The organism is Lentzea sp. NPDC051838 (assembly GCF_040681245.1).
Lineage (GTDB): Bacteria > Actinomycetota > Actinomycetes > Mycobacteriales > Pseudonocardiaceae > Lentzea.
In genome coordinates this window covers 558,224-584,792 of sequence record NZ_JBFAYI010000001.1, presented here as the reverse complement: position 1 = coordinate 584,792, position 26,569 = coordinate 558,224, and the positions used below count along the sequence as shown (strand labels likewise).

The following is a 26,569-nucleotide window of genomic DNA, read 5'->3' as shown; positions in this document are numbered from 1 at the left end:
GCCGTGATCTTCGCACGCGGCCTGCGCAAGTCGTTCGGCGACGTGGAAGCCGTGCGCGGCGTGGACCTCGACGTCGCGGCGGGTGAGGTGGTCGGCCTGCTCGGGCCCAACGGCGCGGGCAAGACCACCACCATGCGGATGCTGACCACGTTGCTGCGCCCCACTTCCGGCACCGCGGTGGTCGCGGGAGCGGACCTGCTGACCGAGCCGGCGCTGGTGCGGTCGCGCATCGGGTACGTGGCGCAGACCGGCGGCACCGAGCCGCGCTGCCGGGTGCTGGAGGAGCTGGAGTTCCAGGCCGACCTGTACCGGGTGCCGCGGTCGCGTGCCGCGGAACTGTGCGAGGTGTTCGGACTGTCCGGTTTGGAGCGTCGGCCCGTCGCCTCCCTGTCCGGCGGGCAACGCCGCAAGCTCGACATCGCGCTGGGCCTCGTCCACTCCCCCGCACTGCTCCTGCTCGACGAACCCAGTCTCGGCCTCGACCCGACCAGCCGCGACGACCTGTGGGCGCACCTGCGGGCGTTGCCGGACACCACCGTCGTGCTGACGACGCACTACCTCGACGAGGCGGACGCGCTGTGCGACCGTCTGCTGGTGGTGGACAACGGCGCTGTGGTCGCGTCCGGCACGTCCGCGGAGCTCAAGGCGCAGCTGCAGGGGGACGTGATCACCGTCGAAGTGTCCGGTGGCGCTTCGTTGCTGGAGTCGCATCCCCTCGTCCGCTCCGTCGCCGTGTCCGGTTCGTCCGTGCGGCTCACCGTCGCCGACGGTCCGCGCGCGCTGGCCTCCTTGTTGCGGGTGCTGGAGGACGCCGGGTTCGAGGTCTCCTCGGTAGAGCTGCACCGACCGACACTGGACGACGTCTTCCGCGCGGTGACGGGCCGTTCCCTGGAACTGCCCGGCCGAGTGGTGGTGGGGTGATCATGCGCGACACGTATCTGGTCTTCCGCAGACAGCTCGCGATGTCCTTGCGCGGTCCGCTGTGGCTCGTGGTCGGTCTCGTGCAACCGGTGGTGTACCTGGTTTTCTTCGGGCCGCTGTTGCAGGGCCTCGACCTCGGCGCGGACTCGTGGCGGGTGTACATCCCGGGCTTGCTCGTACAGCTGGCTCTGTTCGGTGCGGCGTTCGTCGGCTTCTCGGTGATCGCCGACGTCCGGTCCGGTGTGGTGGAACGGATGCGGGTGACACCGGTCAGTCGGCTCGCACTGCTGCTGGGACGCGTGCTGCGGGACGTGTTGCTGCTCGTCGGGCAGTCCTGCGTGCTGCTGGTGGTCGCCGTGCCGTTCGGCCTGCGCGCACCGGTTCTCGGCGCGGTGCTCGGCGTGCTGTTGATCGCCCTGCTGACCGCCGGCCTGGCGAGCCTGTCCTACACGATCGGGCTGGCCACGCGCAGCGAGGAGTCGTTGGCACCGTTGCTGAACAGCGTGACCGTGCCGTTGTTGCTGTTGTCCGGCATCCTGCTGCCCATGTCGTTGGCCCCGCCGTGGCTCGACGTCGTCTCGCGCCTCACGCCACTGCGGTACGTGGTCGACGGCATCCGCGACGCGTTTCTGGGCCACTACGCGACGGGCAACGTTCTCACGGGCTTCCTCGTGGCGACGGGAATGGCGGGACTGGCCATCGCCTGGGGAGCACAGGTCTTCCGTCGTGAGGCGGCCTGACGACCCCAGGCTGGGGCACGATGGGCTCGTGACGGATTCAGGGACTGCCGCCTACGACCACTGCGCCGATCTTCCGCCGTTGGTCGCCACGGCGGTGCGGGCGGCTCGCCAAGCCGGTTTCACACATTCCTGTCGCCCCGAGCAGGGTCAGCTGCTTCGGACGCTGGCGGGCGGCGTCGGCGCCGGTGTGATCGGCGAAACCGGCACCGGGTGCGGGGTCGGCCTCGCGTGGCTGGTCTCCGGCGCGCGCCCGGACGTTCGGATCGTCAGCGTGGAACGAGACCCGAAGCGAGCCGGGATCGCGGCCGCGGTGTTCGCCGACGAGCCGCGGGTGGAGGTGCTCACCGGGGACTGGCGGGAGCTGGCCGGCAGCGCGCCGTTCGATCTGCTCGTGCTCGACGGTGGCGGTCAGGGCAAGGGCGCTGAGCCACCACTCGAGCCCGCGGACTGGCTGCGGCTCGGTGGCGTGGTCGTCCTGGACGACTTCGCCCCCATGACGACCTGGCCGCCCGTGCACGAAGGACGGCCCGACGACGCCCGCCTGTACTGGCTGGACCACCCGCGGCTGCGTGCCGCCGAGGTCAAGGTCACGCCCTCGGCCGCGTCCGTGGTGGCGACCTTCGTGGGCTGACTTCACTCGACGGCGACGGTGAGCGCTGCCGTGTGCAGCCTTCCTCCGTGGCGGAACTCCAGGAACAGCCGGTACTCGCCGCGCTCGGCGAACACGGCGCGGAACGTCAGCTCGCCGTTGATCAGCGGTGCGCCGAGCGGCTCGACGGGATGCAGGTGCGTCGCGGACAGCAGCATCGTGTGGAAACCCGTCATGTGCCCGTTGGCGCCCAGATGCGGTTCGAGCGCCTCGACAGGCGATCCGTCCGGCGCACGGATGGCGAAGCGCAGCTTGCGTTCGCTCATCAGGGGCAGCGCGGCGGGCTCGTCCACGCGGGTGACCGTGTACCCCGATTCGGTCCGCGACGACGCGTCGGGTGCGGGCACCGGCACGAGGTCGGTGTCACCGGCGAGGCTGAACGGCACGCCGAGCACGACCGGGTGCAGCGGATCCTTGGTGTCGAGCGGGATGAACTCGGCGAACATGCGGTAGGCGCCGCCGTCGGGCAGGTCCACCGAGGTGCGCCAGGTGTCGCCGTCGAGCACGGGGTGGACGTGGCGGAACACGTGCATGTCGTCGCGGACGACGAAGAAGTGGAGCTGTTTGGTCTGGTTGTCGATGAACCGGGTCACCGGCATGCCGTCGCCGCCGAGGATCCGGAACGCGACGGGGACGGCGGTGCCTCGATCAGCGGGCATCACGACCCGTTCGAACCGGTAGCCGGACTCGCTCTCGGACAGGCCGTCGCTGTGCGAGGCGGGCACGACCGGGCCCATGTTCTGGTGCTGCGCCGGGGGTGTGGTGCGGCCGAACATCATCACCGCTCCCCCGACCACCACGACAACGGCCACCAGGGCGAAGATCCAGTCCACGAAACTCAGCTTGCGCAAGGCCACTCCTCGGGCGTGGGTGGCTGCCGGGCAACCACCCACGACCCTGATCTCAGAACTGCAGGCTCCACGCGTCGATGTAGCCCGTGTCAGCGCTGGCCACGTCCTGCACCTTGAGCTGCCAGGTGCCGTCCGCGGTCTTCGCCGAGGCGTCGACGGTGTAGGTGGTGAGCACGTTGTCCGCCGAGTCGTTGCTCGACGCCTTCAGCCGGAACGTGGCGCCGTCCGGGGAAACGAGGTCGATCACCAGGTCACCGCGGTACGGGTGCTTGATGTCCACGTTCACCTTCAGCGCCGACGGGGCCTTGCCCGTGACACCGGAGACGGCCACCGACGACGTGACCGCCGCGCCCTTGTCCGGGATCTGCACGTCGGCCGTGTTCTCGAACTTCTTGCCCGCGGGCGGGGGTTCGGTCGTGCCGAGGTTCGGCTTCACCACGACCAGGCCCTGCTCGATGCCGTTCACCAGGACGATGCCGCTGGCGAAGTACGGGTAGTTGCTCCACGCGCCGTTGAACTTGGCTTCGTCCGACGCCGGGTAGATGTCGAAGAAGCCGGCCTCGCTCAACTGGGCGTTGGCGACACCGCTGACGTCCAGAATCCGCAGCCCGGCCTGGTAGTTGGCCTGGTAGGAGTACTTGCCCTTGATGTACTGGTTGTGGTCGATCGCGCTGGCCGGCGAGCTGTAGACGCCGGTGTGCACGGGGTTGGCCAGCGAGGCCAGGTCCCAGATGTAGGTCTTGGTGCGCTTGTCGGTGCCGCGCGACTCGTCGAGCTCGTCGTCCAGCAGGAAGTACCGCTGGTCCTCGGTGAGCCAGCCCTGGTGCGAGTACTGGGCGCCGGAGTAGCCCTTGCGCGCGATCTGCACCGGGTTGGCCTTGTCGGTCACGTCGACGATCGTCAGCGTGTCCTCGTTGGAGTTGAAGCAGATCTCCCGGCCGCGGTAGGTCGTGTCAGGGCCGCGGTAGACCACGCACTGGTTGTCGTGCGTGTACCCGTCCTGCGAGACGCAGCCCGCGTTCTTCGGCTGCTTCGGCGTGCGGATGTCGACCATGTGCGGGCCGCCGCTGCACGTGTTGGAGCCGATCGCGTACGCGTACCCGGTCTCCTCGTTGATGGCGATGTTGTGCGCCGGGCCGAAGTCCTTGTACAGCGCGTCGGCCGTGAACGTCTGGGGCGAGGTGATCGTCCGCAGGCGGGTCAGGTCGAACACCTGCATGCCGTGGCCGGTGATGAAGTCCGCGACGATGAACGCGTGGTCCTTGTAGACCTTCATGTCGCGCCACGAGCTGCTGCCGCCGTTGGACGGCAGGTTGCCCAGGAACTTCGGCGCGGTCGGCGTGCTGACGTCGACGAACGCCGTGCCGTTGGTGCGGCCGACGATCGCGTACTCCTTGCCGGAGGACGGGTCGGTCCAGCCCCAGATGTCGTTGCCGTTGCCGCCGCCGATCTGGGCGAGCGGCAGGACGCTGAGCAGGTCCACGTTCTTGCACGGGTAGATGTCGGCCTTGCCGTTGACGCACGGCACGCCGGCCGCCGTGTTCGTGACGGCGTGCCGCTCGGCGGGCTGGAAGTCGGCCATGAACGTTCTGGCCGCCGCCTGTCCCTCGGGAGTGTCCGGATCGTGCGCCGAGGCGCCCGACATCGTGAGGGCGATCGCGGACGCCGTCAGCACCGCGAGCGCCCCCAGGCGCAGGGTTTTCATGAAGTTGGGCTCCTCACGGAAATCCCGGCTGCTCAGGACGCCGCCGGGTGCAGGGTTTCCGATCAGTCACCGACGGTAGGACGACCGTCCACTCCGTGTGCACCTTCGTTCGTCGGGTCTGTGTTACGACTGGACAACAGGCTGACGGCGCCGGCCGGGAACAACAGGACCGACAGCAGTCCGGCGCAGACGAGCGCGGCGGCCGTCACCGCGGACATCGCGCCGAGCACCACGCCGATCTGCGTCGCCGTGACGATGAACGGCAGCGAGGTCGCCTGCAGCAGGCCCACCGCCGCCACCTCTCGCGCAGGAAGGGTGCGGACGAAGACGAGCGCGGGCAGACCACGAACGAGCAGCAGCGCGAGGAGGAACAGCGGCACCCGCGCGAGGGCGGAGGGCTCGGCGAGCAGCCCGCTCAGGTCGAGCCGCACCCCGCTGGTGATGAAGAAGACCGGGATGAGGAAGCCGTAGCCGACCGCCTCCAGCTTGATCCGGAACCGGGGGTGCGACGAGGTGTCGCGGTCGACCAGGCTCACCACCACGCCGGCGAGGAACGCGCCCAGGATCGTCTCCAGCCCGATCCGCTCAGCCAGCGCGACGAACGCCACCAGCAGCAGCACCGCGGCTCTCACCCGGATCTCCGCGGTCGTGTCCTGCAGCCGCGACAACACGTCTCCGAGCCGGTGCGACCGGCCCGCGAACGCGATGACGAGCCCGGTGACCACGACCAGCCCCGCGAACACCGCCAGCGACCCCGCCCGGCCGGTGACCGTGCCTCCGGTCGTCGAGAACACCAGTGACAGCAGCACGATGGCGGCGAAGTCGGCGACCGAGGCGGCCGTGATCGTCGACTGCCCGGCCGCGGAGTCGAGCCGCCCGGTGTCCTTGAGCACCGCCACGACCAGACCCAGCGAAGTCGCGGACAACGCCACCGCGAGCAACAGCGGGCTGCGCACCCACTCCGCAGCGCCGAAGCCGAGACCGATCACCAGTCCGACGCCGATGCTGATCGCGTAGCCCAGCAGGGCGAGCCACGTGGTCGGGCCGCGCAGACGACGCGGGTCGAACTCCAGCCCTGCCAGGAAGAGCAGGAACGCGAGACCCAGCAACGCCACGATCTGCACCGGCAGGTCGATCTTCACCCAGCCGAACCCCGACGGGCCGACCACGATCCCGGCGACGATCTCCAGCACGACCGCCGGCACGCGCAGCCGCGGCGCGAAGCCGAGCAGCAACGGCGCGGTCACCGCGATCGCCGCGACGATCAGCAGGTTCACGAACTCCACATCGGGCATGGAGGTTCAGTGCCACCGGCGGGCGCAGGCGTTACGCCCGCGGCCAGTTCCGGAAAGCGTCGAGCAACCGGTCGCGGGTGTCGTCCGACAGGGACTCCGCCGGCAGCTCCCCCAGTTCGGAGATGGTGGCGCGGAACTGGTCGAGGTAGCGCTCGCAACCAGGGCACTCGGCGAGGTGCTCCACGAAGGCGTGTTCGCTCCGCTCGTCCAGCGCGCCCTCGAGGAACGCGGTGACGAGCTCGACGAACTCCTCGCAGGTCATGCGGCTCCCCCGGTCGCCAGATAAGCCTCCAGCCGGGTGCGGACGAGAGCGCGGCCCCGGTGCAGCAGCACCCGCTGGTTCGCGGGCGAGATCTCCAGCATCGCGCACACCTCCTCCGACGTGTGCCCCTCCACGTCGCGCAACGCCACCACCACGCGTTGCCGTTCCGGCAGCTCGTCCAGCGCCTTGCCCACCACGTCGTGGAACTCGCTGTTGAGCGCCCACGGCTCCGGGAAGTCCCGCCAGTGACCGGGATAGGCGTCGTCGGCACCGCGGAACCGCGACGGGTCGACCGTCGGGCCGCCATCGGGTTCGACGCTGGTCCACGGAACCGTGCGCTTCTCCTTCACGCCTCGCTTCTTCGCCGTGTTGACCAGGATCCGGTACACCCAGGTGCGCAGCGACGACGTGCCGTGAAACCCGTGCACACCGCGGATCACGGCCAGCCAGGTGTCCTGCACGACCTCCTCGGCCGAGGCGTCCGTCGACACGAACGCCCGCGCGAGCCGCAGCATCGAGGACGACCAGGAGTCCAGCAGCGAGGCGAACGTCGTCTCGTCGCCGGACCGGAGTCCGGCGACGAGCACGTCGTCCGAGGGCAGCACGCGCTGGAATCTACTCCCGGCTGGGCACGACACCGGGGTTGCGAAGGGTTTCGTAAGAACTACCGGTACTCGGGGTTGTCGAAGTCGTACCGGCATCCGGCGTCCCATCCCGAGCGCTGGTTGCCGTGCGCGGGAATGCCGCCCGCGTCCTTGAGCATCCGCGCCATGTGCAGCAGGTTCCAGGTCATGAACGTGGTGTTGCGGTTGGTGAAGTCGTTCTCCGGGCCGCCGGAGCCGGGGTCCAGATAGGACGGTCCGGGTCCCGCGGGGCCGATCCAGCCCGCGTCGGCCTGCGGCGGGATCGTGTAGCCGAGGTGCTGCAGGCTGTAGAGGACGTTCTGCGCGCAGTGCTTCACGCCGTCCTCGTTGCCCGTGATCAGGCAGCCGCCGACCCGGCCGTAGTACGCGTACTGGCCGGCGTCGTTGAGCAGGTGCGAGCAGGCGTAGAGCCGTTCGATCACCTGCTTGGTCACGGAACTGTTGTCGCCGAGCCAGATCGGGCCCGCGATCACCAGGATCTCGGCGGCCATCACGCGCTCGTAGATCTCCGGCCAGGCGTCGGACGCCCAGCCGTGCTCTCTCATGTCCGGCCACACGCCGGTCGCGATGTCGTGGTCGATCGCGCGGATCACCTCGACCCGCACGCCCTGCTTCTCCATGATCGACCGGCTGACGTCCACCAGTCCCTCGGTGTGGCTGCGGTCCGGCGAGCGCTTCAGCGTGCAGTTGATGAACAACGCCTTGAGGTCGGAGTAGTCGGTCATGCGAATCGCTCCTTCAGCGCGGCCAGGCCGGGCAGGAACACGCCGTCCCTGACCGTGGCGACCACCGCGGGTTCGTCGGACAGGTCGCAGTCGAAGTCGGCGGTCCACTCGACGAGCGACCGCGAGTCGGAGGCGGGCGTGACGCGCAGGGCCGCGCGGTAGTCGCGCACCGGCAGGCCGCCGCTGTCCTGGAAGGCGATGCGGGTGGTGCGCTCGTCGTCGTCCAGCGCCACGAGTCTCTCGCGCAGGCCGCCGATGGCAGGGAACGTTCGTTCCGCGCCCACCTGGTCGCCTGCTCCGTGCACCTCCGGAGGCGGCAGGTGCGGGTGCCACGAGCCGATGGCGGAGAAGTCGCGCAGCAGCGGCCACACCTCGTCCGGTGGTGCGTCGAGCAGGGCGCTGGTCACGATCCTGGGCATCGAGGGTCCTTTCAGAGGAGTTCGGCGTCCTGTTCGACGCACAGCAGAGCGGGTCCTTCCGCGGCGAAGAGCTCGATCATCGCCTCGTCGAGCTGGTCACGCCGGTCGACGCGGATGCCGGTCGCGCCGCACAACCGGGCGTAGTCAGCCCAGTCGGGGTTGTGCAGCGAGGTGTGCCAGACCGGGTAGTCCTCGGCCAGCTGTTCCTTGCTGATCTTGCCGAGGGCGTTGTTGTTCAGCAGCACGTGCTTGATCGGAATCCCGTACTTCACCGCCGTGGTCAGCTCGGTGGCGTACTGGCCGAACCCGCCGTCTCCGGTGACCGCGACGATCGGCCTGCCGGGCGCGGCCGCCCACGCGCCGATCGCCGCCGGATACCCGAAGCCGATCGACCCGAGGTAGCCCGACATGAGCACCGGCTGGCCCTTCGACTCCAGGTACCGGCCGAGCGAGTACGCGTGGTTGCCCACGTCCACCGTCACCACGGCGTCGGCGCTCAGGTGCTGCGACAGCGCGGCGAACACGGCCGCCGCGGACACGCCTCGCCCGCGGTCGTCGGCGGCGCGGCGAGCCTTCTCGTGACGCCAGATCTCCCAGCGTGCGGCCACGTCCGGGCGCTGGTCGGTCGCCTTCACCTCGTCCAGCGCGTTCGACAGCGCGGTCAGCGTGAGCGCGGCGTCGCCGAGGACGTCGGCGGTGACGGCGTCGAACCGGCCGATGGCGGCGTGGTCGTCGTCGATCTGCACGATCGGCTTGTACGGCGCGATTCCCGTGTGGTTCGCGAACGACGCCCCGACCACCACGAGCAGGTCCGACTCGTTCATCAGCCAGCTCGCGACCGGCGTGCCGCTGCGGCCGAGCACGCCGCACGCCAGCGGATGCGAGTCCGGAATCAGGCCCTTCGCCTTGAACGTGGTCAGCACCGGGGCGTTCAGCCGTTCCGCGAGCATCCGCACCTCGGCGCGGGCGTTCCACGCGCCGTGCCCGGCGATCAGCACCGGCCTGCGGGCGTCCCGGATCAGCGCCGCGGCCGTGGACAACGCGGCGTCGTCCGGTCGCGTCCGGCGGTCCGACAGCCTCCCGTCGGGTGTCGCGGCCCTGGCCTCGGACGCCAGCACCTGCACCTCGTCTGGCAGCACGAGGTGGGCGACACCGCGTCCGTCGATCGCGTGCTTGACCGCCAGCGCGGCGAGCTCAGCGTGATCGCTTCCACTGTGGACGGTCGTGGTGGACACCGACACGTCCTTGAACACCGACGACAGGTCGACGTCCTGGAACGCGCCCCGCCCCAGCACCTTCGACGGCACCTGCCCGGAGATCGCGACGACCGGCGCCTGGTCGAGCTTGGCGTCGTAGAGCCCGGTGAGCAGGTTGGTGGAACCCGGCCCGGCGATCGCGAAGCAGGCCGCGGGCCGTCCGGTCAGCTTGCCGTACGCGCTCGCGGCGAACGCGGCGGCGCCTTCGTGCCGGATGCCGACGTAGGTCAGCTCACCGCGTTGTTCCGCGCGGCGCAACGCCTCCGCGAACCCGAGGTTGGAGTGGCCGACCATGCCGAACACGTGCGTCACGCCGTGCGCGACCAGCGTCTCGACCATCGCGTCCGCGACGCTGCGCGGCCGTGTGTCCAGTTCCGGAAGCTCGACGTACACGCCGTCGGCCCGTTCCTCCACCGCGTACGACGGCACTCCGTCGGAGAACCCGGCGGGCGGCTTGCCGGTCAGCGGGTGGTAGTCGTACCCGTGCCACGGGCAGCGCAGCCAGCCCTTCTCGATCGCGCCCTCCCCCAGCGGGCCGCCCTGGTGCGGGCACCGGTTCTCCAGCGCGCCCAGGCCGGCCCCGCACCGCGACAACGCGACGGTCCGGCCGTCCACGACGACGCTGCGCACCCGTCCGTCCTCGGGGACGTCCGAGGGATCCACCCGATGCCACGACATGTAACGCCTCCTCGGTGAGCCGACACTGACACCTCAGTTCCCGCGCACCGGACCGGCGTTACACGAGGAGACGACATGAATTTCGACGCAACCCGCCGAGCGCTGCACGGCATCGCCGAACTGGTGCTCGCCGGCCCCCAGTTCGACCGCAGCGGCACGATCCGCCTGCGGATCACCCCCGGCGGCTTCGGCACCGTCGCCGAACCGGACCTGCGCGTGGAGGGCGACCACCTGGTCGCGAACGGCCTCAGACTCCCGCTCAAAGGCACCTCCGCCGATCTGGCGCTGGCCGCCGGGTTGCAGGTCCGGCCGTTGAACGACGTCTACCGCGACGGCTCCGGCGTCACACCCGACGAGGTCGTCGACGTCGACCCGGACGCCGCCGTGGTCATCGCCGACGCGTTCGCCCAGGGTGACAGGGCAATGCGCGAGTTCGCACCTGACCAGACGCCCGTGCTCTGGCCGGAGCACTTCGACCTCGGCATCGCCCTCGACGAGGTCAACTACGGAATCTCGCCCGGCGACAAGCACTTCACCGAGCCGTACGCCTACGTCGGTCCGTGGAAGCAGCGCGCCGGGGCGTTCTGGAACACGGCGTTCGGCGCCGCCTACCCGCTGTCCCGGCTGGACTCGATCGTCACTTTCTTCCAGGAAGGGCGCGCCGAAGCGGCGAAGAGTGATCTGCTCTGACGATCACCGGGAGGATCAGGCGGCGGTCGCCGACCTGCAGGACCGCATGGAGCCGCCGCACGCTGTGAACTCGTTCGCAGGGCTCGCGGACGACCGTCGGCCAGTCGACGCAATCGAGTGGCTTGCCGGGCTCCAGGTCTGTCCGCAGGAGCACGACCTCATCAGGCCCCGAGGGATCCCAGCCGAGCTCCGCCAGGCTGCAGAACATCCCATACGAGTCGACGCCCCGGTAACGGCGCCGGCGCATCTTCTTGCGTCCGGGCAGCCGCGCGCCGGGTGGTGCGTAGGGCACCTTGTCCCCCACTGCGAGCAGGGGCGGTCCGCCGAAGACGACCTTGGACGGTTCACGCTGGCCGAAGTCGACCCACGCCACCCAGACCCGGTCGGCATTCGGATGGCAACGCACCTCGACGACCTGCGCAACTCGCGCCAGTCACGGTGCGCGAGCGTAGTGTCGGCCCGCCGCAAGCGGTTCAAAGTTGTGCGGCACCAGCCCATAAGGCCCCGAACGCTTGCCGGGCAGGCGTCACGCGATCTTTGCCCATCAGAATGTCCACGTTGGACTCGTTGTTCGGGCGAACCACATAACCGAGCTGCCCGTCGTCGTCCACGTACCCGGAAAACTGCTCGTAAAGGAGCGGTTCATGGTGAACCAACGATTCGACGTCCAGCCGGTAGAACACGGCATATGCCATCACCGGCTGCTCAGTACGCCGGAACGTGCAGTTCTGATACACCCGATCCGAACCAGCCCGGGCACTGAGCAACGAGCGGAACCTGCGTACCACGTCATCCTGTTCGGCAAGATTCCCCGTCAGCAGAAATCTGTATTTGCAACCCTTTTGCAAGTTCTCGGCCACGGTGTGCAGGAACTGACCTGGCGCGGCGGTCCCACCATCCATACTGATCACGTTGAAGCCCAGGTTGAGAGGCATGATGTCCGCCGCGACGCAGTATCGCTCCAACCGCAGTGCTTCGTCGTCGAGGATAAGGCCTTCGCCGACCGCGGTTCCGAGCTGCTGAGCGGCGGTTTCAATGTGCTCAGCCAGAAGTCTGCCCAACCTCGCCACAAGCGCGGACTGCCTGCTGGCCTTGGCCTGAATGTCGCTCAGCGCGTGGTCGACGTATCTCGCGAGCGGACTGGGATCCAACATTGGCCCTGTCGGCTCACCGTGGACGAGGTAGTCCAGGCTGACACCGAAGAAGTCGGCGAGCGCCACCAGCTTCTGCAGGCTCGGACGCGTCTGGTCGCGGGTGTACTGCGACAACGCGGCCGCGCTGACGCCAACGGCATCGTGGATGGGGCGTCGATTTCTGCTGTACACGCTCCGATCGATCAGGAGCGTGAGCACCTCGCCCAGCTTTATTTCTCGACCCTTCACTTCACTCCCACCTCCAGCGTCAACCATCGCCTGCCTTCGTAGCAGGAGGCGCTTTAAGTACAGCTTAACATCACCGAAGCCTCCCTGAAAGCGAACCTTGACTGGGCACCAAACTGCCTCATACTGGCCTTCAGAATTGGGCGGCTTGACCGAAGTCGGGACGGTGGTCGCAATGTTCGTGTTGATCTTTTTTGTTGGAGCATTGCTCGGCCTGCTCATCGGAGTGGCGGCCTGCGTCCACTACGTTCGACAGGAAATGACCGCCCGGATCGCCCCGACGATGTCACTCATGCAATTGCAGTTGGAAAACGTGCAGTCGTCGGTCAACCTCGCACTGGCCACCTGGCACGCGGACGTCCACACGAGCCACACCGCACGGTCGGGCACTGCGGAACTGCCCCGGCCGTAGCGAGAATCGGTCCCGCGACGAGGGAGGACGTCGCGGGACCGCAACACACGATCAGGCCTGGCAGCCGACCAGGCGCAGGGCGAGGTCGCCGTACTGGTAGGCCAGCTGCTCCACCGAGAACTCGCCGCCGTCGTGGAACCAGTTCGCGACGCCCATGCCCATGTCGAGGATCGAGTACGAGGCGAGGCGCGCCGAACGGACGTCGAACACGCCTTCGGTGGCGCCGCGTTCGATGAGCTTGCGGAAGCTGCGCTCATAGGTGCCGCGGCGGCGCAGGACGCGGTCGCGGTCCGGCTGGTCGAGGTTCGCGATCTCGCGGTTGCCGACGAACGCCTCCAGCTGGTGGCGGGCGTGGTACCGGACGTGCGCCTCCACCGCGCGGCGCAGCTGGTCCCGCACGTCGGCGGCACTGCCGGCGGCCTCGGCGTGCGTCGCGATCAGGGCGTCCATCGTGCCGAGCATGATCTCGGCCAGCAGCACCTGCTTGCCCGACACGTGCTTGTAGATGCTGGGGCCGCGGATGCCCACCGCCGCGCCGATGTCGGCCATCGTCGTCGCGCGGTAGCCCTGCGTGGCGAACAGCCGCAGGGCCGCGACGCGGATCGCGGCGGCACGGTCGCCGGGCAGGGCAGCGGGCACGTCGCCCGGTCGATGCGGTCGTTCCACCTTCACGCCGACAGGCTAGCGGATGTTAGCCACGATTGTCTTGACATCGGCAGACCAGAGAGTTGTCATGGCTAATGAGCATTAGCCATCTGGAGGTCGAGTGCCGATCGAGTTCGAAGCCGACGAGCGGGCCACGCGGATCGCGGCGCGGGTCAGGGAGTTCGTCCGGCACGTCGTCATCGCGGAGGAACAGGCGTGTGACGGCGTGCTGCACGACGGGCCGGAGCCACTGCGGCTGCGGCTGCAGCAGGCGGCGCGCGACGCCGGGGTGTTCAGCCCTCACGTGTCACCGCGGTGGGGTGGGCTCGGGCTCGACCTGCGCGGTCAGGCCGTCGTGTTCGAGGCGGCCGGGTACTCGCTGCTGGGGCCGCTCGCGTTGAACATCGCCGCGCCGGACGAGGGCAACGCGCACCTGCTGGAGAAGGTGGCCACCGAGGCGCAGCGAGAGCGCTACCTCGCGCCACTGGCCAGGGGCGATGTGCGGTCGTGCTTCGCGATGACCGAGCCCGCGGGCGCCGGGTCCGATCCGAGGGCGCTGACCACCACCGCCACCCGGATCCCCGGCGGCTGGCGGATCGACGGCCACAAGTGGTTCATCAGCGGGGCTGACGGTGCCGCGTTCACCATCTGCATGGCACGGACCAGCGGCGCACCGGGTGACGCCGGCGGCGCGACGATGTTCCTGGTCGACGCCGACAACCCCGGCATGAAGATCGTCCGCAACATCAAGACCCTCGACGAAGGGCTGTTCGGCGGGCACAGCGAGGTGCTCTTCGACGGCTGCGAGGTCCCGGACGACGCGGTGCTCGGCGAGATCGACCGCGGATTCGACTACGCCCAGGTTCGGCTCGGGCCCGCCCGGCTCACGCACTGCATGCGCTGGCTCGGCATCGCCGTGCGGGCACAGGACGTCGCACTCGACCGCGCCGCCACCCGGTCCGCGTTCGGCCGGCCGCTCGACCAGCTGGGGATGGTGCAGCAGCTCGTCGCCGACTCGGAGATCGACATCGCGGCGGCGCGGGCACTGCTGTGGCAGGCGTGCTGGGAGCTCGACCAGGTGCGTCCCGGCGCGCAGCAGACCTCCATCGCCAAGACGTTCGTCGCCGAGGCCGTGCACCGCGTGGTCGACCGGGCGGTGCAGATCTGCGGCGCGCTGGGGATCTCCGCGGACACCCCGCTCTCGCGGCTGTACCGGGAGGTCCGGCCGTTCCGCATCTACGACGGCCCGTCCGAGACGCACCGGTGGGCGATCGCCCGGCGCGCCGCGAAGGCCAGGGCCGCGGCGCGATGACCGTCGCCGGACTCGACACCGAGGCCGTGCGACGGTTCTTCGCACGGGAGATCGGCAGTGGTCCCGTCCGGATCGAGCTCCTGCACGGCGGCCGCTCCAACCTGACCTACGTGGTGACGGACGGGACCCGGCGCTGGGTGCTGCGCCGCCCGCCACTGGGACCGCTCACCCCCACGGCCCACGACGTCGGGCGCGAGTACCGGGTCATGGCCGCGCTCGGGCCGACGGACGTCCCGGTGCCGCGGACCGTGTTCTCCTGCACCGACCTCGGGGTGATCGGCGTGCCGTTCACCGTTGTTGAGCACGTGGACGGGCTGGTGGTGCGCGACGGCACCGTTTTGTCCACAGAGGACGCACGAAGATGTGCCGAGGCGCTCGTCGACGAGCTGGCCGCGCTGCACGCACTCGACCCCGCGGAGATCGGGCTCGGCGACTTCGGCCGTCCCGAAGGGTTTGCATCGAGGCAGGTGACTCGCTGGCGCGGGCAGTGGGACCGGGTCGCCACCCGTGACTCCACCGCGGTCGAGGACCTGCACGCCCGGCTCGTCACCGCGTTGCCACGGCAGAGCGGCGCCGCCCTCGTGCACGGCGACTACCGCTGGGACAACACGATCCTCGCTCCCGGCGACCCCGGCCGGATCGCGGCGATCGTCGACTGGGAGATGGCCGCGCTCGGCGATCCGCTCACCGATCTCGGCCTGCTGCTCCTCTACTGGGACCCGGTCGTGACGCCGGTGCTGGGCGTCCGGCACGTCCCCAGCGCCAACACGGGATTTCCACCCGCGGACGACCTCGCCGAGCGGTATGCCCGGCGGTCCGGCCGTGACCTGTCCGGGCTCCGGTTCCACCAGGCGCTCGCGTGTTTCAAGCTCGCCGTCATCGCCGAGGGCATCCACGCCAGGCACCTCGCCGGGCGGACCGTCGGCACCGGCTTCGACACCGTCGGCTCCGCGGTGCCCGATCTGCTCGCTCTGGGCCACGACCTGCTCGCCTAGGAGGATCCATGCGACTGCCCGGAAAAGTCACGCTGGTCACCGGCGCCACGGGAGGCATCGGTGAGGCGATCAGCCGCCGTCTCGCCGCGGAAGGCGCCAGGGTCGTGGTGACCGACGTCGACGCCGAACGGTGCGAAGCCCTCGCCGCCGAACTCCCGGACGCGCTCGGCCTCGCGCTCGACGTCACGTCCGAGGAGGCCTGGCAGAGCGTCGTGGCGGAGATCGGCAGGGTCGACGTGCTGGTGAACAACGCGGGCATCGGCGAGCCGTGGACGGTCGAGACGGAGACGATGGAGACCTGGGAGAAGGTCATCGCGGTCAGCCAGCGCGGGGTGTGGCTCGGCATGAAGCACACCGGCCCCGCCATCGAACGCGCCGGCGGCGGCTCGATCGTCAACATCGCGTCCATCTTCGGCACCGTCGGCGGGTTCGGGACGCACTTCTCCTACCACGCGGCGAAAGGCGCCGTCCGGCTGATGACGAAGAACGCCGCGCTGCACTGGGGAAAGCGGGGCGTCCGGGTCAACTCGGTGCATCCGGGGTTCATCGAGACGCCGCTGTCCCGCGAGCTGTGGCACGGGACCAGCCGGTACGCGGCCATGGTCGACGGGACACCGCTCGGCAGGCTCGGGCGGACCGACGAGGTCTCCGGTGCGGTGGTGTTCCTGGCTTCGGAGGACTCCAGCTTCGTGACGGGGTCCGAGCTCTACGTCGACGGAGGCTGGACAGCCCGCTAGGGGCTCAGGCGGTAGCGGGCCACACCGTCCACTTCGGACATCGTGGCCCTCTTGCGTGCCACGAGGACGTCCAAGTGCGCCACCGTCTCGTTCACCGCGAGCATCCGGTTGAAGTCGGTCAGGTCGTCGAACGCGACCGAGCGGCGCGTCCAACCGAGCTTCTGTGCGACCTCGAGGCCGTCCCTCGCTCCGGCACCCAGGGCGTCCTCGGTCTCCGCGAGCCGCCTGTCGTGGTGGTCCAGCAGTTCCTCGACGCGCGTGTGGACGCTGGTCGAGACCGGCCCGTGCGCGGGGAACAGCCGGGTGTCCGGGAACGTCGTCATCAGTCGCAGCGAGTCGAGGTAGTCGCCGAGCGGCAGATCGGGCGTGCCCAGCTCGAACCCGATCGACGGAGTGATGTGCGGCAGCACGTGATCGCCGGAGAACAGCACGCCGCGCTCCTCGTCCAGGAACACCACGTGTCCCCGCGTGTGCCCCGGCGTCGGCACGACCCGCAGCCCGAGCGGCAGCACACCCGCCTCCAGCCACGTGTCCGGTGTCTCCCAGCCGGACGGGTCGAACTCGCCGTAGCCGTCGGTGAGCCGCCCGGCCAGCTCACCCGCCCCGCCCCTGCGCAGGGTCGCGAGCGAGCTCACCGGGACGTCGGTGCGCAGTTCCGCGAGCATCGACAGCCCAGGCTCCTCGCCCGCGCCGAGGTGCACGCGCGCGCCGACCCGGCGGCGCAGGTCGACGGCCTGCGTGTAGTGGTCGCGGTGGATGTGGGTGACGAACACGTCGGTGATCTCGGTGATCCGGCGGCCGAGGCCCGCCAGCGCGTCCCGCAGCACGGCGATGGACTCGGGCAACGTCCAGCCGCCGTCGATCAGCACGAGACCGTCGTCCTGCTCCAGCACGTAGACGTTGACCGCGTGCAGGCCGTCGTTCGGCAGTGGCAACGGGATCCGGTGCACGCCGGGCGCGACCGTCTCCGTGCCGCCGGTCGCCCACCTGCCGCGGTCGAAGCTCACGACAGGTCCTTCGCGTGCAGTTCACCGGCCAGCTCACGCGCGCGGACCCGGTCGAGCTTCCCGACCCTGGTCTGCGGCAACGCCTCGACGACGTAGACGAACTCCGGCCACTTCGCCTTCGACAACCCGGCGTCCCTCAGGAACCCGGTGATCTCGCCCAGCTCGACGGGGCCGTCCCCGCGAGGCACGACGAGCAACGCCACCCGCTCCCCCAGCACGTCGTCGCGCACCGGCACCACACAGGAGTGGTCCAGCCTCGCGTACCCGGAGATCGCGCGTTCGATCTCGGTGATGTCGATGTTGCGGCCACCGCGGATGATGACGTCCTTCTCCCGCCCCATGATCGTGACCAGTCCGTCCACATCGGACATCACGAGGTCACCGGTCGGGAAGAACCCGTCACCGGTCAGCTCCGGGGGTTCGACCCTGCCGTCCCGCGTGTAGCCGAGGAACAGCGACGGGCCGCGCACCTGCGCACGCCCGACCTCACCCGGTCCGAGCACGGCGCCTTCCGGTGACACGGCACGCAGTTCCGTGCCGGGGAACGGCCTTCCGTCGTGACCCAGCCGGATCTCCTCCGGTTCGTCGGGCAACGGCGAGGTGTGGCCGAGGCACTCCGACATGCCGAAGACGCGAAGGATCCGGGTACCGAGCGTGGTCTCGGCGCGGGCGAGCGCGGCGCGGTCCATCGGTCCACCGCCGACCGTGATGGAACGAACTCCGCTCAACGCCCGCGGTTCGGCCACGGCGGCCAGCTGCAACGCCATGGTCGGCACGCACATCGTCCACCGCGCCCGCGCCTCGGCCAGTCGTCGCACCACGATGGGCGGGTCCCACTTCGCGGTCAGCACCAGCGGGCCGCACAAGAGCAATGAACAGTAGACGCCGAAGCAGAACGCGGCGGTCGAGGACAGCGGCACGATCGCGGCCACGGCGTCACCGGCGGCGAGCCGGTTGATCACGATCGTGCGCTCGCAGGCGTACCTCAACGCCTCCTCCGACTGCACGACACCCTTGGCGCGGCCGGTCGACCCGGACGTCAGCCCGATGAACACACCGCCGTTCCACCGATCGGCATCCGAGCGTTCCTCCGCAGCCACCGCGGTCCAGCCGTCGAGCACCTCCGCGGCCTGCCCGCCGACACCCCATTCGTCCACAGCGGACGGTTCGGCCACGACGACGTCAGGCCTGATGTCGTCGAACGCCGCCGCGAACTCGGCGCGCGTGGTGTGGCGGTTGACCGCCGCGAGGACACCACCGGTCAGGCCGACGGCGAGCGCCGCGACGACCGTGCGCCACGAGTTGTCGGCCTGGACCAGCACGGTGCCGCGGGGTCCGATGACGTCGGCGAGCTCCTTCGCGCGGTGGAGCAGATCCAGCGCGGTGTGCTCGCCCTCGTCGTCGACCACAGCGACGAAGTCCGCCCGTTCGGTGCGTTCGGCGAAGTCCAGCACCGCTCTCTTCATTCCGCGACCATCTCCCGTTCGGTGCCCATGACCGCGATCCGCCTGCCGCGCATGTCCCCGACCTGCGCCACCGCCGCGGCCCATTCGGGACTGTGCAGTGCCTTGCGCAGGTCCTCCTCGCTGTCGAAGCCGAGCACGGACATGCCGTCCCAGCCCTCCGACCGCGGCTCGAACGCCGCCTCGATCTCGGTGTGCCGCCACGACCGCAGCCCCGGCAGCCGGTACGTCAGCTCGGCGTGGTCGGTCCGCCACCAGGTGATGAACTGCTCGTGGGTCCACTCCGGCGGCCTCGCCGCCAGCAGCACCAGGGTGTACATCACCGGCCTCCTTCGAACCGCACACCGGGCGAACGGCCGATCAGCAGCCGTTCCAGCCGACCGGCGTCGCTGATCTGGCCCGCCGCCACGAAGTTCGCGACGGGTTCACCGGCCCGCCGGACCTCGCCGAGGAAGAACTCGTCGCGGCCGACGGTGCCCGCCGCCAGTCGATGATGCGTCAGCGTGCCCTTCTCGCGCTGGGCGAGATAGCCCTCCATCGCGGCCCGGCCGCCCGCGAAGTCGGTCGCGCCGGCGTCCGTGGAGAACAGGATCGAGAACGAGAAGTCGTCGTCGATCAGGTCCAGGATCCGCGACGGCGTGTCGCTGTCCATGATCTCGAACCACGCCGTCAGGAACGGCGCCTTGTCCTCAAGCACGGTGAACCTCCTTCGTGCGCAGTGCGGCCATCCTGCCCGCGCGGCGGCCGGAGACGACGGCCAGGCACAACCCGCCGCCATAACCCTCGTGGTACACATCGGACAGATCCGCGCCCACTGGGAAAAGTCCGTCGATCGGCTGACCGGCGACGTCGAGTGCCGTGCCGGCCTCGTCCGCCTCGATCCCGCCGAACGTGAACGTGACCGCGGGGACGACCTCGGCGGTGAACACCCGGCCGCTGCCGAGCCTCGCGCGTGCTTCCGCGTCCAGCTCGAAACCCAGGGCGTTGTCCACAACGCCGACGCGACCGCCCCGGTCGCGTGAATAAGCCCAGCGGTCGAGTTGCGGGCTGCCGGGAACGAACGGCGTCTCGGCCGCCTCTCGTTGCACCTTTTCCGACCAGAGCAGCAGACCGCGACCACCGCGCGCTGCCAGTGCCATCGCGTTGTTGTGGTCACCACGCGTCTCGTCGGCGAACCGCCGCCCGGACGCGTCCAGCAGCACCCCCGAATCGCTGTGGTACAGCGCGAACGCGATGTACTCGATCGGACTGAGCGGCTCGGCGCCCGCCGCGAACAAGTGTCCGTAGAAACCCGTGTTGTCGGTGTTCACCGAGGCACCCAGCTTCGCCGCCAGTGCCGCACCCGTACCGCGCGACCACGGGTTCGACCGCAGCGGCGGGACGAACCCGCCGCCGACGAGCCCGGCGCGGACGTCCGGGTCCGCCTGGCGCCCACCCGTCGCGAGCACCAGCGACCTGGTCGTGATCCGTTGTCGTCCGGCCGGAGTGGTCACGTCGAGCTGATAGCCGTCCCCGTGCCGGGTCACGTCGTCCACGACCGCGTCAGTGACGATCCGCCCGCCTGCCGCGGTGCACGCCCGGCACAGGAGTGCGAGCTGCAGCGGCATGTCGAACTTGTGCCCGCGCCCCGCGAGTGCCCGCTCCTCCCCTGTCACAGGCGGAGCGAAGCCGGACAGCCACATGATCGCGTCGTGGTAGCCGTCGACCACCACCAGGCCGTGCCGCTGGTAGCGGCCGGGATCCTCGCGGCGCAACGCTTTCTCGTTCTCGATCGCCCACACGTACCCGCCCGAGATCGCCGCGGAACCGCCGATCGCCGGTGCGCGTTCGAGCACCAGCGTCCTGGCGCCCTCGGTGGCCGAGGTGACCGCCGCGGAGAGGCCGGCCAGCCCCGCGCCCAGCACGACGGTGTCGAACTCCGTGCTCATGAGCTCACCGGCCAGTCGACGAGCGCGAACGAGGTGCTGAAGAACGACTGGTACCGCGCGATCAGCCCGCGCGGCGACACGACGGCCGCCGAGTGGAACGCGCCCACCAGCTTGCCGGACTCGGTGACCACGCCGTAGACCATCTCGGTGTCGCCGTCCGCGCAGTAGCGGAGCACCTCGTGGACGCGCTCGACGGCATCACGTCCGGAGATGTACGCCGCGAAGTCCTCTTTGGACTTACCGCTGACCTCGCGGCCCGGCAGCGCGATCAGGAATCGCAGGTCCGGTTCCATCAGCTCGAGGGCTTTGGCCGGGTCCTGACTGTCCATGCTGGCCAGATACTCTCGCAACGCCACTGTCACTCTCCCTTGAGCGGTGAGGCGGTGTTCAGCGGGTGGGTGGCGTGTAGAACGTCCCCTCCGAGATCCACTTGCCGTCCTTGACGACGACCCTTTGCACGTCCCGCGTGCCCATGTGCTTGTCAGGACCGAAGCTCATGACGGGGGCGACGCCGGGATCGACGTTCTTCGCCTGCTCGTAGGCTTTCGCGAGCGACTCGGAGGTGACCGGCCCCTGGATGGTCTTGGCGATCTGGCAGAACACCTTCGCCGCGGTCCATCCCCACAGGGCGATGAAGTCGGCCGGCTGGCCCGGTTCGTACTTGGCCATGGCGTCCCGGAACTCCTGCACCGCGGGGTCGGAGTCGTTGGGGGACTTCACGAACTGCACCGCGCGAGCACCTTCGGCGGCGGGCCCGGCCAGGATGAGGGTCGACGCCGCGGCCACCGGGGCGTACCCGTACGTCGGTGCTGTCAGGCCCTGCAGCTTGGCTTCCTTCATGAAGGCCGCGGCCTCGGGCGAGGCGAGGATGAGGATCACCGCGTCCGGGGACTTCCCCGTGAGCTGGCTGATGACCGGGCTGTAGTCGGTGGACTGGAACTTCACCGGGAACAGGCTGGTGCTCATCGACGGGTCGGACTTCTTGGCGACGGCCTCGGCCGCCTGGGCGACCTTCACGAACGCGGCGGGGTCGCTGTGCACGACCACGACGTTCTTCCTGCCGTCCTTGGCGACCCACTCGCCGAGTGCGGCGGCCTGGTCCTCGTACAGCGTCTGCGTGCCGAACAGGTTGGCACGCGGTGGCGTGTACCAGGAGTCGAGCCCGCCGAGCTCGTTCAGGATCGGCACCTTGGACTGCTGGAGCACGAACGGGAACGCGGCTTCCGCCTGCGAGGTCCCGTTCGCCGCGACGATGGCCGCGACCTTGTTCTGCCCGATCAGCTCGCGGGCGATCTGGACGGTCTGCTGCGGGTCGAACGCGTTGTCCTTGACGATCCAGTTCACCTTGCGGCCGTTGACGCCGCCCTGGTCGTTGATCATCTTGAAGTAGGCGTCGGCACCGGCGCGCTGCGGGACACCGGAGGCGCTGACCGCGCCCGACAACGGGTACCAGGCACCGATGGTGATCTCTTCGCTGTTCGTGCCGGTCGAGCTCGCGCTCATGCAGGCGGTGAGGGCGAGAACCAGGGAAGCGGCGACGCTGGCGACTCTGACGTGCGTCGAGCGGAGGCGCATGATGGCTCCTAGCAACCTGAGTTCAGTTCAGTTTGACTGTAGCTGCGGTCCCCCGCCCGGACAAGAGACGCGCGAAACTATCCAATCAGGAGCGTGGCCCGAAAAGCCTTGCCAGTACGGCTATTCCGTGACCATGCGTACACAACAGCCTTCGATGAGGTCACGAACCTCGGGCAGCGGCGTCGATCCGCTCGGCCGGTACCAGCGCCACACGCTCACGATCAGGCCGAGCAACGCCAGCGCGAGCGTGTGCGCGTCCCGCACCGGGAACGCGCCCTGGGACATGCCCTGGGTGAGCAACCGCGTCCAGTCGCGTTCGACGAGCTGCACCAGCTCGCGTGCCGCGCGGCGTTCGGTCTCCTCGCGCTGGGACGTCCTGGTTCCCGCCAGCAGGACCATGTTGTTCTGCAGGATGCGCATCTGCAGGATCTCGTGCTCGGACACGGCGAACGCCACCCGCACGGCGGCGCGCAACGCCTCGACGGGGTCCTTCTCGTCGCGGGTCGCCTCGACGAACTGGTCCCGCGAGCGCTGCAGCTCCAGCCGCATGATCGTCAGCAGGCAGTGGGCCTTCGACTCGAAGTAGTGGTACAGGGCGGTCTGCCCGATCCCGACCTGCTGGGCGATCGCGGACCACTTGGTGTTCTCGTACCCGGTCTCGCCGAAGTACTCGATCGCCGCAGCCAGGATCGCGCCGCGCTTGGACCGCGGTCCCTCGTCCGGATCCACGAGCCTTGCCCCCGTCATGGCCTACCCTCTCGTCGAAGTTCTTCCCGAGCGTAGTCCCAACTTGAATTCGGTACAGTCACGAGGTGTAACGAGGTCGTCGTTTGCTCAGGAAAGCCGCGACGCCTTCACACCCGTGTGCGGACACGCCTGCGTCGGCGATCGCGCGGGACTCGTCGTCCAGGTGCGCGCTGAAAGGCACCTGAAGTCCTTGCCGGACAAGGCGTTTGGTGACCGCGAACGCCTGGGTCGGCCCCGCCGCCAGTTGCGCCGCGAGCTCGGTGGCCGCGGGAATCACTTGTTGTGGTGGGACGACCGCGGTCAGCAACCCGGCGTCCAGCGCTTCCGTCGCGTCCATGGTGCGGTTCGTCAGGAGCAGGTCCAGCGCGCGTCGTGGGCCGATCAGCCGGGGCAACGACCAGCTGACGCCCGCGTCCGGGGTGTACCCGATTCCGGTGTAGGCGGCGACGAAGGTGGCGTCGTCCGCGGCTATCGCGAGGTCCGCAGCGGCGACGAGGCCGAGTCCGGCACCGGCGACGGCACCGTGCACGGCCGCGACCAGCGGGGCGTCCAGGGTGGCGAAGATGCGCAACGCTTCGTGCAGCGCCGAGGTCACCTGGAGCAGGTGGCCGCGGAGATCCGAGACGGCGGCGAACTCCTTGAGGTCTCCGCCGAGGCAGAACGACCGCCCCGCACTGGTGAGCAGCACTGCGCGGACGTCCTCGGACCGGGTGCGGTGGGCAGCGTCCAGGAGGCCACGGGCAGTGGCCAGGTCGATTGCGTCGCGGGTCAGACGCACATGGGCGACGCCGTCGCGGACTTCCACGTCGGCGGTCATGGCCGGCCGCCAGACCACACCAGGGCCGTCATCGCGCTGTCCAGCCGCCGTCGACCACCATGACCTGGCCGGTGTAGTACGAGGACGCGTCCGAGGCGAGGAACAGCAGCGCCCCGTCAAGCTCGCTCACCTCGCCTCCCCGGTTCAGCATGGTGTTGCGGTCCACCCAGCGGCGGGAACGCTCGTCGGAGAACAGGTCCTCGGTCATCTCCGTGCGGAACCAACCAGGTGCCAGGGCGTTCACGCGGACGCCGGCGCCACCCCACTGGCCCGCCAGCTCACGGGTGAGTCCGATGAGCCCCGCCTTCGACGCGGCGTAGCTCGCGCCACCCAGCGGCGCGCCCGACACGAGACCGAGGATCGACGCGACGTTGATGACGCTGGTGCCACCGTGCGAGACCATCAGCTGAGCGAGGTGGAACGGTGCCACCAGGTTCACTGCGAGCACCGCGGCGAACGAGTCCGCGGTCTCCTTGGCAGCCTGCGTCTCCCCCGGCACGCCCGCGTTGTTGACCAGGATGTCGAACCGGCCCGTCTCGGCGACCACGGTCTCGGCCAGCCGGACCCGATCTTCCTCGACCGAGACGTCACAGCGGATCACGCCCACCCCCAGTTGCCGCAGCCGGTCGACGCGGCGGGCGGCGGCGAACACGGTGGCTCCCGCCTCGGCCAGCACCGTGGCGAACCGGGCGCCGAGGCCCGACGAGGCTCCTGTCACGACGGCTGTTTTGCCTGCCAGCGAGAACATCAGGAGTCCACGGCGATCGGGAGGGCGGTCGCGCCGCCGTCCAGCACCAGTGCCTGGCCGGTCATCCACGACGAGGCGTCCGAAGCGAGGAACAGCGCGGCGTTGCCGACGTCCTCCACCGTGCCGAGCCGGCGCAGGGGCAGCTTCGCGGTGAGCACCGGCTCGCGCGCCTCCCAGACCGCCCGTGCCAGCTCGGTCTTGACCACGCCGGGGGCGATGGCGTTGACCCGGACCTTCGGGCCCAGCTCGTAGGCGAGTTGACGGGTCATCAGCAGCATGGCCGCCTTGGTGGCGTTGTAGTAGCCGATCTGCGGGTCGACGATCAGGCCGCCGACCGAGGCGATGTTCACGATCACGCCACCGTGCGACGACATCCAGGCGTGCCAGGCGGATCGGCTCCAGGCGATCATCCCGTACTGGTTGACGCGCACGGTTTTCTCGGCGCGGGGCAGATCCAGTTCCAGCAGATCACCCATGTACGGGTTCGTCGCCGCGTTGTTGACCAGGACGTCCAACCGTCCGAAGTGGAGCATCGTGTCCGCGACGCACCGCTCGGCGTGGTCGGGTTCACCCGCGTTCGCGACGACGTCGAGGACGTCGCCCGTGCCTTCGCCGCGCAGGAGTTCGGCGCGCGCGTCCTTGAGTCCCTGCTCCTTGCGAGCGGCGATCACGATGTGCGCTCCCGCGGCCCGGAACGCCCGCGCGATGCCGAGCCCGATACCGCGCGAACCGCCGGTGATCACGGCCACCCGACCGTCGAGAACCTTCACAGCTTCTCCTCGTACTTGGCGAGTTCGTGACGGGCGACCGTGCGCAGATGCACCTCGTCGGGCCCGTCCGCGATGCGCAACGCACGGGTGATCGAGAACAGCCTGGCCAGCACGGTGTCGTCGCTGACCCCCGCGGCGCCGTGTGCCTGCACCGCGCGATCGACGACGCGGTGGGCGACCTCCAGCGCGGCGACCTTGATCGCCGCGACCTCCATGCGCGCGGCGGCGTTGCCGATGGTGTCCATCAACCACGCCGACTTGAGCACCAGCAGGCGCACCTGTTCGATCTCGATGCGGCTGCGCGCGATCCACTCCCGGACCACGCCCTGGTCCGCCAGCGGGCCGCCGAACGCGAACCGTGCGAGCGTTCGGTCGCACATCAACTGCAACGCTCGTTCGGCGAACCCGACCGCGCGCATGGCGTAGTGCATCCGGCCGGGCCCGAGCCGTCCCTGCGCGAGAGCGAACCCCTCTCCCTCGCCACCGAGCAAGTTCTGAGCCGGCACGCGGACGTTCTCGAAGAGCACGTCGCCGTGGCCGAGCCGGTCGGTGTAGCCGAACATCGGGAGATCGCGCAGCACCGTGACGCCAGGGGTGTTGCGAGGGATGAGCACCATGCTCTGCTGCCGGTAGGTCGGCGCGTCCGGGTCGCTGACCCCCATGAGGATGATCAGCTCGCAGTCCGGGTCGAGGATGCCGGAGGTGTACCACTTGCGGCCGTTGACCACGTAGTCGTCGCGGTCGCGGGTGATGCGGGTGCGGATGTTGCGTGCGTCGGAACTGGCCACGTCGGGCTCGGTCATCGCGAAGCACGACCGGATCCGGCTGTCCAGCAACGGTCGCAGCCACCGTTCCTGCTGCTGCGGGGTGCCGAAGAGCGCGAGCAGCTCCATGTTCCCGGTGTCCGGGGCGGAGCAGTTGAACACCTCGTTGCCGATGATCGAGCGACCCATCTGCTCGGCGAGCGGCGCGTACTCCAGGTTGGTCAGCCCGGCACCCCAGCTCCCGTGGGACAGGAAGAGGTTCCACAAGCCCTCGGCGCGGGCCTTCTCCTTCAGCTCCACCATGATCGGTGGCAGTGCGTGCGGGTTCGAAGCAGAAGCGATCTGCTGGTCGTACAACGGTTCGGCGGGCAGGACGTGAGTGTCCATGAAGGACGACACCCGGTCCAGCAGTTCGGTGGAGAGCGCGAAGTCCAT

The 26,569-nt window shown here is 69.5% G+C and carries 31 protein-coding genes; 8 read left to right on the top strand and 23 right to left on the bottom strand.

What is annotated here, in order from left to right; genetic code table 11:
* Window positions 1-3 precede the first annotated feature (3 nt).
* From AB0M24_RS02410 to AB0M24_RS02400, 3 genes are read left to right on the top strand one after another with little or no spacing between them, the layout of a single operon-like run.
* Window positions 4-921, top strand: coding sequence for an ATP-binding cassette domain-containing protein (locus tag AB0M24_RS02410; RefSeq protein ID WP_363759815.1), 918 nt, complete (start codon window positions 4-6; stop codon window positions 919-921).
* A gap of 2 nt (window positions 922-923) precedes the next feature.
* Window positions 924-1,661, top strand: a complete 738-nt coding sequence (locus tag AB0M24_RS02405; protein ID WP_363759812.1) for an ABC transporter permease — start codon at window positions 924-926, stop codon at window positions 1,659-1,661.
* A gap of 28 nt (window positions 1,662-1,689) precedes the next feature.
* Window positions 1,690-2,292, top strand: coding sequence for a class I SAM-dependent methyltransferase (locus tag AB0M24_RS02400; protein ID WP_363759809.1), 603 nt, complete (start codon window positions 1,690-1,692; stop codon window positions 2,290-2,292).
* A 2-nt stretch (window positions 2,293-2,294) separates the two neighbouring features.
* Here AB0M24_RS02400 and AB0M24_RS02395 read toward each other — a convergent pair whose 3' ends face one another.
* From AB0M24_RS02395 to AB0M24_RS02360, 8 genes are all read right to left on the bottom strand, one after another.
* Complete coding sequence (locus AB0M24_RS02395) at window positions 2,295-3,167, bottom strand: hypothetical protein (protein ID WP_363759806.1); 873 nt, start codon at window positions 3,165-3,167, stop codon at window positions 2,295-2,297.
* Window positions 3,168-3,213: 46 nt separating this feature from the next.
* Window positions 3,214-4,866: a choice-of-anchor B family protein gene (locus AB0M24_RS02390; RefSeq protein WP_363759803.1), complete on the bottom strand. Its 1,653-nt coding sequence runs from the start codon at window positions 4,864-4,866 to the stop codon at window positions 3,214-3,216.
* 62 nt (window positions 4,867-4,928) lie between these two features.
* Complete coding sequence (locus tag AB0M24_RS02385) at window positions 4,929-6,161, bottom strand: cation:proton antiporter (protein ID WP_363759801.1); 1,233 nt, start codon at window positions 6,159-6,161, stop codon at window positions 4,929-4,931.
* A gap of 31 nt (window positions 6,162-6,192) precedes the next feature.
* The gene (locus AB0M24_RS02380) at window positions 6,193-6,423 is read right to left on the bottom strand and encodes a zf-HC2 domain-containing protein (protein WP_363759798.1); all 231 of its coding nucleotides are present in this window, start codon (window positions 6,421-6,423) and stop codon (window positions 6,193-6,195) included.
* Window positions 6,420-7,028 (bottom strand): sigma-70 family RNA polymerase sigma factor, encoded by a 609-nt coding sequence (locus AB0M24_RS02375; protein ID WP_363759795.1) that lies wholly within the window; start codon window positions 7,026-7,028, stop codon window positions 6,420-6,422. The genes AB0M24_RS02380 and AB0M24_RS02375 overlap by 4 nt, the downstream gene beginning before the upstream one ends.
* A gap of 59 nt (window positions 7,029-7,087) precedes the next feature.
* Window positions 7,088-7,792 (bottom strand): flavodoxin family protein, encoded by a 705-nt coding sequence (locus tag AB0M24_RS02370; protein ID WP_363759792.1) that lies wholly within the window; start codon window positions 7,790-7,792, stop codon window positions 7,088-7,090.
* Window positions 7,789-8,211 carry an SRPBCC family protein gene (locus AB0M24_RS02365; protein WP_363759789.1) on the bottom strand — a complete coding sequence of 141 codons (423 nt, stop codon included), beginning with the start codon at window positions 8,209-8,211 and terminating at the stop codon, window positions 7,789-7,791. The genes AB0M24_RS02370 and AB0M24_RS02365 overlap by 4 nt, the downstream gene beginning before the upstream one ends.
* 11 nt (window positions 8,212-8,222) lie before the next feature.
* A complete protein-coding gene (locus tag AB0M24_RS02360; protein ID WP_363759786.1) occupies window positions 8,223-10,145 on the bottom strand; it encodes a thiamine pyrophosphate-binding protein in 1,923 nt (640 codons plus the stop codon).
* Window positions 10,146-10,220: 75 nt separating this feature from the next.
* On the opposite strand from AB0M24_RS02360, the gene AB0M24_RS02355 reads away from it, so the two are divergent.
* Window positions 10,221-10,835 carry a hypothetical protein gene (locus tag AB0M24_RS02355; protein ID WP_363759783.1) on the top strand — a complete coding sequence of 205 codons (615 nt, stop codon included), beginning with the start codon at window positions 10,221-10,223 and terminating at the stop codon, window positions 10,833-10,835.
* Here AB0M24_RS02355 and AB0M24_RS02350 read toward each other — a convergent pair.
* The gene (locus AB0M24_RS02350) at window positions 10,783-11,268 is read right to left on the bottom strand and encodes a hypothetical protein (protein WP_363761546.1); all 486 of its coding nucleotides are present in this window, start codon (window positions 11,266-11,268) and stop codon (window positions 10,783-10,785) included. The genes AB0M24_RS02355 and AB0M24_RS02350 overlap by 53 nt on opposite strands.
* A 40-nt stretch (window positions 11,269-11,308) precedes the next feature.
* Complete coding sequence (locus AB0M24_RS02345) at window positions 11,309-12,187, bottom strand: helix-turn-helix domain-containing protein (protein ID WP_363759780.1); 879 nt, start codon at window positions 12,185-12,187, stop codon at window positions 11,309-11,311.
* A 175-nt stretch (window positions 12,188-12,362) separates the two neighbouring features.
* On the opposite strand from AB0M24_RS02345, the gene AB0M24_RS02340 reads away from it, so the two are divergent.
* Window positions 12,363-12,626, top strand: coding sequence for a hypothetical protein (locus tag AB0M24_RS02340; protein WP_363759777.1), 264 nt, complete (start codon window positions 12,363-12,365; stop codon window positions 12,624-12,626).
* Between the two features lie 51 nt (window positions 12,627-12,677).
* Here the strand turns inward: AB0M24_RS02340 and AB0M24_RS02335 are convergent, their stop codons facing one another.
* A complete protein-coding gene (locus tag AB0M24_RS02335) occupies window positions 12,678-13,298 on the bottom strand; it encodes a TetR/AcrR family transcriptional regulator (protein ID WP_363759774.1) in 621 nt (206 codons plus the stop codon).
* Window positions 13,299-13,392: 94 nt separating this feature from the next.
* Between AB0M24_RS02335 and AB0M24_RS02330 the strand changes: the two genes are divergently transcribed.
* From AB0M24_RS02330 to AB0M24_RS02320, 3 genes are read left to right on the top strand one after another with little or no spacing between them, the layout of a single operon-like run.
* Window positions 13,393-14,583 carry an acyl-CoA dehydrogenase family protein gene (locus AB0M24_RS02330; RefSeq protein WP_363759771.1) on the top strand — a complete coding sequence of 397 codons (1,191 nt, stop codon included), beginning with the start codon at window positions 13,393-13,395 and terminating at the stop codon, window positions 14,581-14,583.
* Complete coding sequence (locus AB0M24_RS02325; RefSeq protein ID WP_363759768.1) at window positions 14,535-15,578, top strand: phosphotransferase family protein; 1,044 nt, start codon at window positions 14,535-14,537, stop codon at window positions 15,576-15,578. The genes AB0M24_RS02330 and AB0M24_RS02325 overlap by 49 nt, the downstream gene beginning before the upstream one ends.
* 8 nt (window positions 15,579-15,586) lie before the next feature.
* A complete protein-coding gene (locus AB0M24_RS02320) occupies window positions 15,587-16,315 on the top strand; it encodes a glucose 1-dehydrogenase (RefSeq protein WP_363759765.1) in 729 nt (242 codons plus the stop codon).
* On the opposite strand, the gene AB0M24_RS02315 is transcribed toward AB0M24_RS02320, so the two are convergent.
* The 12 genes from AB0M24_RS02315 to AB0M24_RS02260 all read right to left on the bottom strand — a co-directional run bounded on the left by AB0M24_RS02315 (window position 16,312) and on the right by AB0M24_RS02260 (window position 26,569).
* Window positions 16,312-17,322 carry an MBL fold metallo-hydrolase gene (locus AB0M24_RS02315; RefSeq protein WP_363759762.1) on the bottom strand — a complete coding sequence of 337 codons (1,011 nt, stop codon included), beginning with the start codon at window positions 17,320-17,322 and terminating at the stop codon, window positions 16,312-16,314. The genes AB0M24_RS02320 and AB0M24_RS02315 overlap by 4 nt on opposite strands.
* Window positions 17,319-18,788 carry a class I adenylate-forming enzyme family protein gene (locus AB0M24_RS02310; RefSeq protein WP_363759759.1) on the bottom strand — a complete coding sequence of 490 codons (1,470 nt, stop codon included), beginning with the start codon at window positions 18,786-18,788 and terminating at the stop codon, window positions 17,319-17,321. Before AB0M24_RS02310 ends, AB0M24_RS02315 begins: the two co-directional genes overlap by 4 nt.
* Window positions 18,785-19,105 (bottom strand): EthD family reductase, encoded by a 321-nt coding sequence (locus tag AB0M24_RS02305; protein WP_363759756.1) that lies wholly within the window; start codon window positions 19,103-19,105, stop codon window positions 18,785-18,787. The genes AB0M24_RS02310 and AB0M24_RS02305 overlap by 4 nt, the downstream gene beginning before the upstream one ends.
* A complete protein-coding gene (locus AB0M24_RS02300) occupies window positions 19,105-19,482 on the bottom strand; it encodes a hypothetical protein (protein WP_363759753.1) in 378 nt (125 codons plus the stop codon). Before AB0M24_RS02300 ends, AB0M24_RS02305 begins: the two co-directional genes overlap by 1 nt.
* Window positions 19,475-20,713 (bottom strand): FAD-binding protein, encoded by a 1,239-nt coding sequence (locus AB0M24_RS02295; protein WP_363759751.1) that lies wholly within the window; start codon window positions 20,711-20,713, stop codon window positions 19,475-19,477. The genes AB0M24_RS02300 and AB0M24_RS02295 overlap by 8 nt, the downstream gene beginning before the upstream one ends.
* Window positions 20,710-21,069: a nuclear transport factor 2 family protein gene (locus AB0M24_RS02290; protein ID WP_363759748.1), complete on the bottom strand. Its 360-nt coding sequence runs from the start codon at window positions 21,067-21,069 to the stop codon at window positions 20,710-20,712. The genes AB0M24_RS02295 and AB0M24_RS02290 overlap by 4 nt, the downstream gene beginning before the upstream one ends.
* 31 nt (window positions 21,070-21,100) lie before the next feature.
* Window positions 21,101-22,288: an ABC transporter substrate-binding protein gene (locus tag AB0M24_RS02285; RefSeq protein ID WP_363759745.1), complete on the bottom strand. Its 1,188-nt coding sequence runs from the start codon at window positions 22,286-22,288 to the stop codon at window positions 21,101-21,103.
* Between the two features lie 120 nt (window positions 22,289-22,408).
* Complete coding sequence (locus AB0M24_RS02280; RefSeq protein ID WP_363759742.1) at window positions 22,409-23,035, bottom strand: TetR/AcrR family transcriptional regulator; 627 nt, start codon at window positions 23,033-23,035, stop codon at window positions 22,409-22,411.
* A gap of 58 nt (window positions 23,036-23,093) precedes the next feature.
* Window positions 23,094-23,852 carry an enoyl-CoA hydratase/isomerase family protein gene (locus AB0M24_RS02275; protein WP_363759739.1) on the bottom strand — a complete coding sequence of 253 codons (759 nt, stop codon included), beginning with the start codon at window positions 23,850-23,852 and terminating at the stop codon, window positions 23,094-23,096.
* A gap of 28 nt (window positions 23,853-23,880) precedes the next feature.
* Window positions 23,881-24,600: an SDR family oxidoreductase gene (locus AB0M24_RS02270; RefSeq protein WP_363759736.1), complete on the bottom strand. Its 720-nt coding sequence runs from the start codon at window positions 24,598-24,600 to the stop codon at window positions 23,881-23,883.
* Window positions 24,600-25,370: an SDR family oxidoreductase gene (locus tag AB0M24_RS02265; protein ID WP_363759733.1), complete on the bottom strand. Its 771-nt coding sequence runs from the start codon at window positions 25,368-25,370 to the stop codon at window positions 24,600-24,602. Before AB0M24_RS02265 ends, AB0M24_RS02270 begins: the two co-directional genes overlap by 1 nt.
* On the bottom strand, window positions 25,367-26,569 hold the full coding sequence (locus AB0M24_RS02260; RefSeq protein WP_363759730.1) for an acyl-CoA dehydrogenase family protein: 1,203 nt from the start codon (window positions 26,567-26,569) through the stop codon (window positions 25,367-25,369). The genes AB0M24_RS02265 and AB0M24_RS02260 overlap by 4 nt, the downstream gene beginning before the upstream one ends.